This is a genomic window from Candidatus Zixiibacteriota bacterium (assembly GCA_016933955.1).
In the GTDB taxonomy this organism is placed as follows: Bacteria; Zixibacteria; MSB-5A5; order GN15; family PGXB01; genus JAFGTT01.
Genome location: JAFGTT010000027.1, coordinates 84,429 through 96,507 on the forward strand (window position 1 = coordinate 84,429; position 12,079 = coordinate 96,507).

Sequence of the window (12,079 nt, forward strand, 5' to 3'; positions counted from 1 at the left end):
TACCCGGTCCTGCGAATTTAAGAATATATGACCGCTATCAGGGAGAACGCCCTATATAATAAGACAATCCTGACCAATGGGCTCAGGATTGTCTCGGAAAAGATTCCTTATACCCGCTCGGTGGCAATCGGAATCTGGATCGATATCGGTTCCCGCGATGAGAGCGCCGAATTAAACGGCATTTCTCATTTCATCGAACATATGCTGTTCAAGGGAACCCGGAATCGAACGGCCCAGAATATTGCCTTTTCGCTGGAATCGCTGGGTGGTTCTCTAAACGCTTTCACTTCACGCGAGCAAACCTGCTATCATGCCGTGGTGCTCGATGAACACCTGGATCAGGCGGTCGATGTTCTGGCCGATATCCTGATGTATTCCACTCTCACCCCGGCCAATATTGAACGCGAAAAGCAGGTGGTGATCGAAGAAATCAGGGAAATCGACGAAACCCCGGCCGATCATATTCACGAGTTGTTTTCCAATTCCTTCTGGTATGGTCAATCGCTGGGAAGACCAATTATGGGAACCGAGGCAATTGTCCGCTCTTTCAGCCGTCCGATTGTTAAAGCTTATATGAATAGACATTATCGCGGCGGCCGGGTGGTGGTGTCCGCGGCTGGAAATGTATCGCATCGGAAACTGGTCAATCTGATCAAAGACAAACTCGATTTCCCGGCCGGATGCGAAAACAGGGGAGAGCCGGCTGTTTATCCGGGCGGTTTTACCGCTGATTTTTTCCGCAATGATTCCAATCAAACGCATATTTGTGTCGGTTTTCCCGGTATCTCCTATGCCGATTCAAGGCGCATTACCCTCCTCGCCCTGAATAATTACCTTGGCGGCGGGATGTCATCGATCCTGTTTCAAAAAATCCGAGAGGATAAAGGTATTGCCTACACGGTCTATACCTTTGCCGATTTTTATCGTGATTGCGGTATCCTGGGCGCCTATCTGGCTACTGATCGCTCGCGGTTGAATGAGGCCCTGGAAACCATGTTGCGGGAATTCCACAAAATGAAAACCAGAAGATTATCCCGAACGACTATCGAGAAAATCAAAGATCAACTTAAGGGCAGTTTGCTTCTCGGACAGGAATCGACCCAGGGACGGATGAATCGGCTCGGCCGCCAGGAAACCCTGACCGAGAGCTATTTTTCGCTTCGCGATGCCATCAAAGCTATTAACAGCATCACGGCCGATGATCTGATCGAAATTTCGAGAATCATATTTGATTCCAATAATGCCACCGTTACTGCTCTTGGTTCGGCCAGCCGGAAAGATCTCAACCAGGTAAATTGGTCGATCCTTGCCTGATTATTGAATATCATTTATAATATATTCCATGACCATTCTGGCTTTTCATAATATTGATCCGGAAATTATTCTGGATATGAATAATTATCAACCGCACCGACTAAGAAAACTCCTGATCAATATCCAAAGATGCGGATATCGATTTGTTTCTCTTGATGAATTTATCAAATCCGGGGGAGAGGCCGGGGATGTCGCCATTACTTTCGATGACGGTTTCGAAATGATATATATGCAGGTTTACCCGATCCTGGCGGAACTTGGAATCCCGGCGGCCATCTTTATCCCGGCCGGTTTTATCGGTAAACCGGCTTCATGGGATTATTCTGCCGTTTTCCGCACCCTGAGACACCTTAACAGAGAGCAATTGGCGGAAATGTCGCGTAATAATATTATAATCGGTTCTCATGGAATGACCCATACCGATTTGACCGGGATTTCAGACAGGCTAATTCGACTGGAATTGAAACAATCGAAAGAAGAACTGGAACGAATTATCGGAACAAAGGTCCGCTACATCAGTTATCCCTTTGGGCGCTTTGATGAAAGGATTGAAAGCCTGGCCCTGGAAACAGGCTATGAACGGGGATTTTCAATGTCGTTTTTCAAAAAAAGCCGTTACGGTTTCAGCCTTCCCAGACATGCCGTCTATGCCATCGATACCACCTACTCGGTATTAAATAAATTCGGGGGCGGTTTCTTAGGCGGTATCGAAAAAGTAAAGGGAGCGGTAATGAATTCATATTCGAGCGGTACCATTTTACTAAACCGTTTCCGTTTCTCCGATCTCACCCGGGAACATTAAGAACTTCACGGCCATAACCGAAAATTCTTGATAAACAGGCGGATTTTATATACATTCGGTTTTTCGGCCGAATAGAGAATGGATATTTAAAATGAAAAGTGAAACGACAAGACCTATAATCTATGATTTTAAGAAGATAGAGAATAAATGGCAGGAAATCTGGAATGAAAAACGGGTTTACAAATCTTCCGATCTGCCGCATAAAGATAAATATTACATGCTGGTTATGTTCGCCTATCCCTCCGGCGACATTCATATGGGGCATTTCCGCAATTATATCCTGGGGGATGCTATTGCCCGATACCAGATGATGAAAGGCCGTGATGTTTTGCATCCATTCGGATGGGATGCTTTCGGATTGCCGGCTGAAAGGGCCGCCATTCTGCGCGGATTGCATCCTGCCGAATGGACCAACAAGAATATTGCGGTCTCGAGGGCGACTTTGCAAAAAACCGGGATATCATTTGATTGGTCACGGGAAGTGGCTTCATGTGATCCGGATTATTATAAATGGACTCAGTGGATGTTTATCCAGTTGTTCAAAAAGGGATTGGCCTACCGCAAGAATGGCTGGGTCAACTGGTGCCCGGAAGATAAAACGGTGCTGGCCAATGAGCAGGTGGTCGATGGCAAGTGCGAAAGGTGCAAAACGCCGGTCGAGAAAAAAGAACTCAACCAGTGGTATTTCAAAATTACTGATTACGCCGACCGGCTGATCGATGGCCTGGAGGCTCTTCCCGGCTGGCCGGAAAACGTTAAAACAATGCAGCGGGAATGGATCGGCCGTTCCTATGGGGCCGAAATAGATTTCACGATTGAGGAAACGGGCGAGAAACTGCCGATTTTCACCACCCGCCCGGACACTATTTTCGGGGTTACTTTTATGGCAATCGCCCCGGAATCACCTTTGGTGGATGAGCTTAATCTTGCCGGTGAAGATAAAGAAAAAGTCGAGGAATATCGGCGTAAGGTGATGATGCGCTCGGAGATAGAAAGGGTGGCCGTTACTGATGATAAAGACGGGGTCTTTACCGGTAAATACGCCATTAATCCTTACAATGGTGAGCGGGTTCAGCTCTGGGTGGCCGATTATGTTCTGTCCGGATATGGCACCGGGGCGGTTATGGCCGTTCCGGCTCATGACAGCCGGGATTTCCTTTTCGCCCGAAAATATAATATCCCGATAAAAATAGTCATTCACCCGGACAAAAATACCATTCTCAACCTTGATGAAATGACTGATGCTTATACCGAATACGGAGTAATGGTCAATTCCGATAAATTCAATGGTCTGGCGGGAAAAAGGGCTATCGAAGAAATCACCCGTTTTGCCGAGCAAAATGGTTTTGGCCGCGGTAAAGTTAATTACAAATTGCGCGACTGGCTGATTTCGCGCCAGCGCTACTGGGGCGCACCTATCCCGATTATTCATTGTGACCATTGCGGTCCGGTAGCGGTCCCGGAAAAAAACCTGCCGGTTCTGCTTCCCGAGGTGGAAAGTTACCTGCCCAAAGGGCGCTCGCCGCTGGCAGATGTGTCGGCCTATATGAATGTCAAATGCCCGTCATGCGGAGGAAAGGCTCAGCGCGACCCCGATACCATGGATACTTTCGTCTGTTCCTCATGGTATTATTTGCGCTACACCGATCCCAACAATGACCGGGAGCCATTTGGCAAGCAGAAAGCCGCGGCCTGGATGCCTATCGATAAATATATCGGAGGTATTACCCACGCCACCGGCCATTTGATTTATTTCCGATTCTTCCAGAAATTCCTTAAGGATCTGGGCTGGGTGAACGATGAAGAACCGGCCCGGGAGCTGTTTAATCTGGGCATGGTTTGTGATGCTCGAGGCGAAGTCATGTCGAAATCAAAAGGCAATGTGGTTTCACCGATTGACTTGATGGACAGTCGCGGGATTGATATAACCCGCTTGAGGATGTTTTTCACGGCCCCGGCTGAAAAGGAAGTTATCTGGACCGAAGAAGGCCTGGTGGGAATGGAAAAATTCGTTAAAAACCGTTTCTTCCCGCTGGCCGGATATTATCGCGGCTCGAAACCGGACTTAAAGTCATACTTTAAATCCGATAATATGACGACCTATGAAAGCGAGATATATACCAAACTGAACCAGACCATAAAAAGAGTCAGCGAGGATATTGATCGTCTTCAGTTCAACACGGCGATTGCGGCTCTTATGGAATTGGAATCGGCCTATAAATCGGAACAAATAAATAATGACAATCTTAATGATTATATCATTCTGAAAACCATTCAACTAATAGCGCCGCTGGCACCGCATCTGGCCGAGGAAATGTGGCAGATTTGTGGTGGTGAGGGTTTTGTGGTTAAATCGAGATGGCCCGAATTCGATCCCAATTCGGTTGAATTTGATAATGTGACCATTGCTATTCAGATTAATGGTAAACTTCGGACCGATATGGTTGTCAAAAGAGACACTGATCAGAAAAAAGTGGTGGCCAAGGCTCTGGAGTTGCCGCGTGTAAAGAACTACACGGATAATGGCAGAATTGTTAAAGAGATTTATATTCAAAATCGCCTGTTAAACCTGATTGTAAAATAAGAAGAACTTATACTGATTATGGCAGAAGGATAGTAGAATCAATATATAAGTTAACATAATATATCTTTAGAGACACCGCATTGTTAGTATTATATGTTTCCCCTGTCTGTTATTCCCTTTATTCATTAACCATTATATGACCCGAGCAAAATATCTTGGGCTATTATCCCGTAAAGCCAAAACAAAATCCCCAACGTCCCATATCCTATTCTCAAACTGATGTGGCGGTAATATTTAAATTATCGTAGCCTAGAATACCCTTCAATCGGTCCCGTTTTTAAAGTAATCCTTTAATTTGAATCAGCCAGCGATTGCAGCCGTTGGAAAGCATGATTGGCCAGACGGCGGGCCTCACGAAAACGGGTTTGCGGTCCCGGCGCCCCTAATACAACCACCGTAACCTGTCGGCCGGCGCCGTTTTCCAATATGGTCGCAAGGCAGTAATCCGATTTGATAATGTATCCGGTTTTACCCGCTTTGACCCGGTATTTGGAGAAAACCATTTTATTGGTATTGACCAGTCTTTTGGATCGTTTACGATTAACCGGAGTAATAGTGTATTTCTTGAGACTGGTAATACGCGAGATTTCGGGGTAATTCAAAATAGCGGCATTGATTAGACGCGCACAATCAGCCGCAGTCGAGCGATTGCGTTCATCAAGTCCGGTAGGCTCATACATTTTGGTGTCTTTTAAACCGATTTCGTCGCCCTTTTTATTCATTAGGTCCGCGAAATCTTCATAATTTCCGGCCACCGAACGAGCCAGTGCTCTGGCGGCTCGATTATCCGATTGCAGAAGAGCGGCATGGAGCAAATCCCCGGCTCTGACCTTATCCCCTACCCGAAATAATGAACGGGCCGAACTTCGACCGTCTTCCCTGGTTATGGTCAGAACGCTGTCGGGACGGTAATGGTCAAGAACTACCATAGCCGTCAGGAGTTTGGAAATCGAGGCAATCGGCCGGATTTCATCGGCATTATAGCAATAGAGGACTTCTTTGGATTTATTGTCAATGGCTATGGCTGATTTAAGATTGAGATACAATGACCGCGAAATATTACTGTCCGGCAGTTCAAAATCGAAGCAGGCTGACTTTTTAAGCTGAGGAATATCAAAAACCGGTTTTGATTCTGAAACCTTGACAACCACGTTTTCGATTATCAAATAAAGGGCAAACAGCCCCAGAAGCGACATAATAATTACGCCCGGCTTTCTATGTATCCGGTATGATTTCATTTGTACCTCATCCATCTTAAAATTTCCGGCAAAGTCGGTCGTTTGCCGTACATCAGAATTCCTATTCTAAAAACCCGTGAAGTGATCCAGGTCACTATCAATATTGTTATTATCGTCAGGATCACCCCAAGAGTGGCCTGAAAAATGATCGGTTCCGAAAAGCTGAAATGATCCACCCCGATAATATTCAATCGAAGAATCATCATGGTCGGCGTGAAAAAAGGAATCAATGATAGGGTCGTAGCCAGAGTGGAATCCGGTTCCTGGACAACATTCATGGCAATCAGGACCGGCAGCAACAATATCATGGTAATCGGGAAAATGAAATTCTGAGCCTCTTTGTCGGAATTGACTATCGATCCGATGAAAGCAAAAAGGGTTGAAAACAGCAAATACCCCAGAATTAAGTAAATAACAAAATAGACAATCAGAACCGGATTAAAAATGACTCCGGATATATCGGCATTAATATTCAATGTGCCTTTGAAATTATAAATGACCGCCCCGATTAAAATCCAGATTCCCAGCTGGGTCAGGCTGGCCAGGCCCATCCCGATTATTTTTCCGGCCATCAACTGAAACGGTGAAATGGAAGAAACCAGGACTTCGATTATCCGGGAATTTTTCTCCTCGATAACGGCCCGCATTAAAATCTGACCATAACCTATCACGGTCATGAAAATGATCATGACAAACACAATCCCGGCCAAATAGAGTGTCAGAAAATCTCTTTTCTTCCCCCCCGGCGCCTCCATGGTAAATTCAACACTACGAGCCAGGTGTAAAACCGAATCCACGGCCAGATTGATATTCGATTTTTCCAGTCTTCGGCCTGCCAGAATCCTGGAAATACCCCGATCGAGACGAGAACCGGTCACAAACCCGAAAGACTTGGCCACCATAATGCATGAATCATTATTCTCAATCCCCCGATTCAGAACAAGGTACATCTTCAACTCTTTGGCATTAATCAGAGAATCAAGCTCCCGCCGAATCGAGGCTATTCCGGAGGAATCTTGGGGATCAGCGTAATAGATCTCCCTGACATCATATGCCGGTCTGCCATCATCGATTTTATATTCGGCCAATACTTCTCGAAATCTCTCCCCTATTCCCTGATTATCTAAATCTATAATGGCGATGTTTTCGGTACTGCTTGATTTTTTCTGCGCCAGAAGAGCCGGTAAAATGGTTACCATAATCATGAATATCGGGGTAAGAAAAATACCGACCAGGAATGATTTTTTCTTAACCACCTGAGCATATTCACGGGAGATAACAATCCACAACTTGGACATCACTTCTCCTCCGGCTCGGGAAATTCTCCTGGTTTTCCTCCAGCCACATCGATAAAAATATTGTACAGCGATGGTTCCATAATTTCGTATCGTCTGATTTTAACGCGGCCGGATATTTCATTTAAAATTTGTTGAGAATCGGCCTTATCATCCAGTTTTAATTCGATATAATTGTTGAACTCGATAACCCTATCGACTCCCGTGATATTCGAAACAAAGCCGCCATCACCTTCAATTTCAATCTGAATGGAATTAGTCCCGAATCTGGATTTAACATCCGCCAGCCGACCATCAAGTACCTTCCTGCCACCGTTGATCAAGCAGATATAATCACACAACTTCTCGGCCTGCTCCATCACATGGGTGGAGAAGAGAATTGTAGTACCATTACGCTTTTCCTCAAGGAGAATATCCTTAATAAGTTCGATATTGATTGGGTCGAGCCCGGAAAACAGCTCGTCGAGAATAATTAGCCGGGGCTGATGAATCATGGTGGTGATAAACTGCAGCTTTTGCTGCATCCCTTTGGAAAGTTCCTCGACCTTCTTTTCCTTATACTCCAGTAGTGACATTTTCTCGAGCCAGGAATCGATCGACTCCATGATTTTTTTTCGAGGAAAACCTTTTAATTGAGCGAAAAAAGTGATAACCTCGATCAGGCTCATTTTTTTATATAGCCCCCGCTCCTCGGGTAAATAGCCAACCATATTTTGAAAATCGGCGCCGATTTTATGGCTATCGATTAATATTCGCCCGGAATCGGGCGCAATTATATCCATAATCATTCTAATGGTGGTAGTTTTACCGGCCCCGTTGGGTCCGATAATGCCGTAAATTGAACCGCGGGAAACCGACAGGCTTAGATTATCGACCGCCATCTTGCCATCATAGGCTTTGCTAATATTTTCCAAACGTAGATATTCGCCCATATAGCCTCAATAGATGGCAATAATCCGAAATATTTCCAGTCCGGTCAACAAAAATCTAAGACTCGAAAAGTTGTATCATCTCCCGGGCGTTCTTGACGGCCTGTCCCAGGTGGCAGTTGTTGAAGAAAATAAAAACCTTTCCCGCCTTGCCCTCCAGCTTGCTTATTTTCTCTTTCCATTCCCGAAGTTCTTCGGGGCTGTAATTATAATCATAACGAAGCGGTCCGCCCGTCCACCATTTTTCCGCATTGCGTCCATGTAAACGGATATAGGCGGTATCGGTGGTGTTAAAGAGATCCTGTTTGAGCATACCCTTCAACTGCGGCTCATCAACCGCCACATAACCGATCTCCCCGGCCTTGAAGGTATCATACATCACCCGGTTAACCCAGCTGTCGTGGCGAAATTCGACAAATAGCGAATATGGTTTCAAGCGTTCCCGACAATCGGTGATATAAGCCAGATTATCGGGCGAATATTTGAAAGAGAAGGGAAACTGGGCCAGCAGGCCCTTTAACTTACCGGCTTCAGCTATCGGACGAATGCTGTCGTTAAAGGCTGGAATGGCTTTCTCGATATCCTGCCGACGATGAGTCAGGGTATCCGGAGTTTTGATTATAAATTCGAAATTGGCCGGGGTCTTTTTTTCGATATTGGCCATGACAGCTGGATGCGGGATACGATAGTAAGTCGAATTGATTTCTACGGTGTTAAAATGCCGGACATAAAAATCGAGCATTTTACCTTTTTTGATATCGGGCGGATAAAATTCTCCTTTCCAGTCATCAAAGCTGTATCCCGATGTGCCAATCTTTATTTCCATAATATTCCCGACCAAAATCTATTATCATTTTGGTTTTTTACTTTCCTGAAAACGGACCCGGCCGCATCGGGGACAAATCCATTTACGCTGTTTATGAAACGAACGTTTCTGCTCGACCATCTTTATTTTGCATTTGGGACAAATCATGACAGTATATGCAGGAAATCGGTCAGCAGGAAATCTATCCGTCCGATGAAAGTCGACATCCGCGACATGACCGTATATCCAAAAGTGGCCCCGAAGAAAATCATCAGGAAGTAAGTGCCCAGTTTGGCCAGTTTTCCCATTGGACCTTTATGTTCACGGCTGAAATAGAAATAAGCCAGAGTCGCGATCAATCCAATCATAACCACCAGCGCCTCGAAATTAAATCCGCCCTCATCCCAAAGAGGCATCACCGTGGCCGACATCTGCTTGAGAGTCCGGGCATAAAGCATGGCCGGAATCGCTACCCCGGCCCCGGTCCCGATCATGAAGGCAATCGGAATTCTCGACAACCATGATGATTTTCCGGTGAAACGCGAAAACATCAGAAGCCCCAGGACCAGGGGAATAATCAGCCACAAGTGTCCATCCTGAAACAGCGGCACCAGGAGAAGTCCAACTACCGCTTTCTGCCAGTTGATAACCAGGATATAACCGATTGATAGGCCGATCAGCCATGATTCAGCCGCCCGGTAAAACGGGTTATCGCGATATAAGAACGAATATATAGCCAAAGTCAGAATACCGGCAATGAGAACACCCATTTCCACTGTCAGCCTCTCCCCTTCCGCATCCTGAAATAAACAATATTACCGATTATGATCATGGCAATCACATATATATGAGCCGAGGTCTGGGCCAGAATCCCGCGATTCCCGGCCGCGCGCGTCCCCAGCAGGATTTCATACTCGGCCGCCCCGACCAGTCCCCCAACCACCGAATAGAGTTGACCTGAGGCCAGATAGGGATCGTACGAGGTTATCATGGCCGAAGTAATCCCACCCATTATTTTCTGATGATAGCGGGCCCCGGCGTATTCCACCCACTGGGTGGTCCGATCACCATCGGCAATGGAGATGACCATATCGATATCATCATAATTATCGACTGCCCGCATCATGGGGATGGTATCAACTCTGTTGCCGAGATAATCGAGTGGAAAGGCATGGCTGATCGATTCACCCATGGCCAGAAAAACCGAAATATGTTGCGGACGGAAACCAAGGAAGACATAATCACGACCGTATTCCCGGCCATACTCCTGAGCCGTTTTTGTCATCAGCATATAACCGATGGCGGTTCCCTCGGCAAAGGTGGACAGGCCGATAATTTTGAGATTTTTCCTGATAGCGTGACGTAACATGGCCAGCGCAATCGGTTTTATCTCAGGCAGCGACGAAGCCTCATGATCGAAACAGAACATGACCACCGTGGATTCCGGGAGAGACTCAATATAATCATATGATTTCTGTACCAGAGGCGATGGTTTAGTATCAAGATCAATCCGAATAATATATGAAATAATAATAACCAGGGCCAATCCCGCGAAAATAATCCATCTGATCTTAAGTCGATTCATCACTCACCGCTCAAATAAGTTCGTTCGATTCCCAGGATAACCCGCAGAGCTGTGGTCATGGAACCCAGACCGATTCCGATCAGGATGGCCCTCCGGGCGGCCATCGAAGGATAATTCTGCACCCAGAAGGTTATTTTGGGAAACGATTCGGAAATCATCTCGGCAATCGGAACCCGACCGATAAGGACAATGACCGCTGTCACCAGAAGGATGGCCGCCGGTATGGAACGAGCATGGAACCCCCGGTATGAGGCTGAGGCGACAAAGAAAGCCAGAAGTGAAAAAACGGTGGCCTGTAGCGGAGCCAGCATATTTTCAAAAGCCCAAAGAAACGGCGAACCGAATTCAGTCCCGCCGATCAGAGCCAGAACAGGCATCAGGATCAGGCCCGACAGGGCAATCAATCGGTAGGGCCGGTCCTTTTTCCGGCTGATGGATTGCAGGTTGATTTTTATAAAACCAGCCACCCCAATAAACAGCGTAAAAGCGAAAATTATCTGCCACCAGTCCAGGATACTGCTATAAATCGAGATCGCCACTGGATGAGATAAAAAATACTGGACAAACATAATCACCCCGGAAATCAGGCAGACAGCCAGTGGTATTTTGGTTTTCACCTAAAACCTCCACCATGTCGAGGACGGGTCCAGTGTTGCCCAGATAGTCGCCAAAATGACAAAGACAGCAATAACGATCTTTATGATATCCTGGGCCTTGACCGAGGAGAGAATTTCTTTATTTCGCGACAGGTAACCCGAGGCGGCGAAAAGCTCCTCACCAATCAGGGTGTAATCGCAGGCAACAATGAAGAAGGCCAGCTGAATGGTCGAATCGGTTCCGGCTATCTGAATTGCCCCGATAGAATTCCCGGTTTCAGCCAAAATGAGTGATTCGGCTTCGAATGTCCCCAGCAGAAAAATCGAAGCCGGTTTTTCGCGGCTGATAATACCATCCACTGCCGCGGCATAGCCGAATTGAGACGATGAAATATAAAATATATCATCGGGTCGATAGCGATCGGGATGACCGGCCTTTATACAACCCTCGCGGACCACTTCCTGCGCCACGGCCATTATAACCGGGTCGTGAGTCGGATAGATCAGTCGGCAATCATATTCGGCCGTCTTTTCGGCGACCGTAGAAAGAATATTCATGGAGGCTATGGTAGTCGGACGTTGAATATCGCCGCCATAGCCGGGGGTATATAGAAGGGATGAACCCATTTCAGTAGCCCGTCCGACGGCCTCCTCAACCGCCCTCAGGCCGGGAATTTCGCGAATATTGAATTTTCTGCCGGACTTTACCCACCAGATGGCATATAAGACTATAATAAGCGAGATAATGGAAAACAGAAGGGTGGGAATGGTTTCATATTTCAGCCAGCCGGGATCAGAATTCGGTTCGACGGCCAAGGCAACATCGAAAACCAAACCGAAAAGAATAATCTGGATTAATAACCGGCGATATCGTAGCTTGGTAAACACAAATAGAGTTAACAATAACCGAACTTCAAGATCAACAAAAAGT

Annotated in this window: 11 protein-coding genes; 3 read left to right on the forward strand and 8 right to left on the reverse strand. The window is 46.4% G+C overall.

Features of this window, described 5'->3' with window-relative positions:
• Positions 1–27 precede the first annotated feature (27 nt).
• From JXQ28_09345 to JXQ28_09355, 3 genes are all read left to right on the forward strand, one after another.
• Entirely contained in the window at positions 28–1,314 is a 1,287-nt protein-coding gene (locus tag JXQ28_09345) for an insulinase family protein (protein ID MBN2277938.1), read from the forward strand.
• Positions 1,315–1,390: 76 nt separating this feature from the next.
• Positions 1,391–2,116 (forward strand): polysaccharide deacetylase family protein, encoded by a 726-nt coding sequence (locus JXQ28_09350; GenBank protein MBN2277939.1) that lies wholly within the window; start codon positions 1,391–1,393, stop codon positions 2,114–2,116.
• Positions 2,117–2,207: 91 nt separating this feature from the next.
• Positions 2,208–4,700, forward strand: coding sequence for a leucine--tRNA ligase (locus JXQ28_09355; GenBank protein ID MBN2277940.1), 2,493 nt, complete (start codon positions 2,208–2,210; stop codon positions 4,698–4,700).
• 290 nt (positions 4,701–4,990) lie between these two features.
• On the opposite strand, the gene JXQ28_09360 is transcribed toward JXQ28_09355, so the two are convergent.
• The 8 genes from JXQ28_09360 to JXQ28_09395 form a co-directional block, all read right to left on the reverse strand.
• Positions 4,991–5,953 carry a D-alanyl-D-alanine carboxypeptidase gene (locus JXQ28_09360; protein ID MBN2277941.1) on the reverse strand — a complete coding sequence of 321 codons (963 nt, stop codon included), beginning with the start codon at positions 5,951–5,953 and terminating at the stop codon, positions 4,991–4,993.
• Positions 5,935–7,236, reverse strand: a complete 1,302-nt coding sequence (locus JXQ28_09365; GenBank protein ID MBN2277942.1) for an ABC transporter permease — start codon at positions 7,234–7,236, stop codon at positions 5,935–5,937. Before JXQ28_09365 ends, JXQ28_09360 begins: the two co-directional genes overlap by 19 nt.
• Positions 7,236–8,165, reverse strand: coding sequence for an ATP-binding cassette domain-containing protein (locus JXQ28_09370; protein MBN2277943.1), 930 nt, complete (start codon positions 8,163–8,165; stop codon positions 7,236–7,238). Before JXQ28_09370 ends, JXQ28_09365 begins: the two co-directional genes overlap by 1 nt.
• A 55-nt stretch (positions 8,166–8,220) precedes the next feature.
• On the reverse strand, positions 8,221–8,988 hold the full coding sequence (locus tag JXQ28_09375) for a DUF72 domain-containing protein (GenBank protein ID MBN2277944.1): 768 nt from the start codon (positions 8,986–8,988) through the stop codon (positions 8,221–8,223).
• A gap of 143 nt (positions 8,989–9,131) precedes the next feature.
• Positions 9,132–9,737: a hypothetical protein gene (locus JXQ28_09380; GenBank protein MBN2277945.1), complete on the reverse strand. Its 606-nt coding sequence runs from the start codon at positions 9,735–9,737 to the stop codon at positions 9,132–9,134.
• Positions 9,738–9,745: 8 nt separating this feature from the next.
• Positions 9,746–10,552: a hypothetical protein gene (locus tag JXQ28_09385; GenBank protein MBN2277946.1), complete on the reverse strand. Its 807-nt coding sequence runs from the start codon at positions 10,550–10,552 to the stop codon at positions 9,746–9,748.
• Positions 10,552–11,169, reverse strand: coding sequence for a hypothetical protein (locus JXQ28_09390; protein MBN2277947.1), 618 nt, complete (start codon positions 11,167–11,169; stop codon positions 10,552–10,554). Before JXQ28_09390 ends, JXQ28_09385 begins: the two co-directional genes overlap by 1 nt.
• Positions 11,170–12,051, reverse strand: a complete 882-nt coding sequence (locus JXQ28_09395; protein ID MBN2277948.1) for a hypothetical protein — start codon at positions 12,049–12,051, stop codon at positions 11,170–11,172.
• Positions 12,052–12,079: the final 28 nt, after the last annotated feature.